This is a genomic window from Mycolicibacterium parafortuitum (assembly GCF_002086815.1).
Lineage (GTDB): Bacteria > Actinomycetota > Actinomycetes > Mycobacteriales > Mycobacteriaceae > Mycobacterium > Mycobacterium parafortuitum.
Genome location: NZ_MVID01000074.1, coordinates 1 through 560 on the forward strand (window position 1 = coordinate 1; position 560 = coordinate 560).

General features: G+C 64.1%; 1 protein-coding gene. It reads right to left on the reverse strand.

The features are described from left to right. Nucleotides 1-235: 235 nt before the first annotated feature. A partial coding sequence (locus tag BST38_RS28825) for a transposase (protein WP_165761679.1) occupies nt 236-560 on the reverse strand: 325 nt, incomplete at its 5' end.

Sequence of the window (560 nt, forward strand, 5' to 3'; positions counted from 1 at the left end):
CTAGCTTTCGCGCTGTGAGTCAAGGTTGACGTCGGGCGTGGATGATCTGCCGAGGTGTTGCGCTCGGCTTTTGACGCGATGAAGAGTCTGTTTCGTAGGTCGGCGGGGCCGTCGTGTTCCGGCAGGCTGATTAGTCGCCGTGGTCGGCAGGCTTTCGTGTGCGCCGTGATGGCGGCCCAGGGCGAGCGGGCGGCAAGCTAGGTTGCGCCGTCGTGCGGCATAGCTATCGTGGCCGTCACCGTTCGCCGCTGAGCCTTCCTCGACGATAGCGCTGTTCATCGAAGGGTTGTTGGGTTCGAAGTAGTCGGTATGCCAGTCGGCATGCGTGCCGTGCGAGTGCGACACGGGCCTGGATCGGTGCCATGCCGCGGGCTCGCAGTTGGCTGTCGCGTTCAGCGAACGCCGGTGAGTTCTGCGCCAGCCCCCAGGCGATCCCCATCAGTGCGTCGCGGTGCTCAGCCAATCCTTGTCGAGAGATCCGTCCACGCCGGTTCAGCGTCGCCGACTGATAGAGCGCGGGTGCCAAACCTGTTGCAGAGTAGAGATGTTCGGCATCGGGG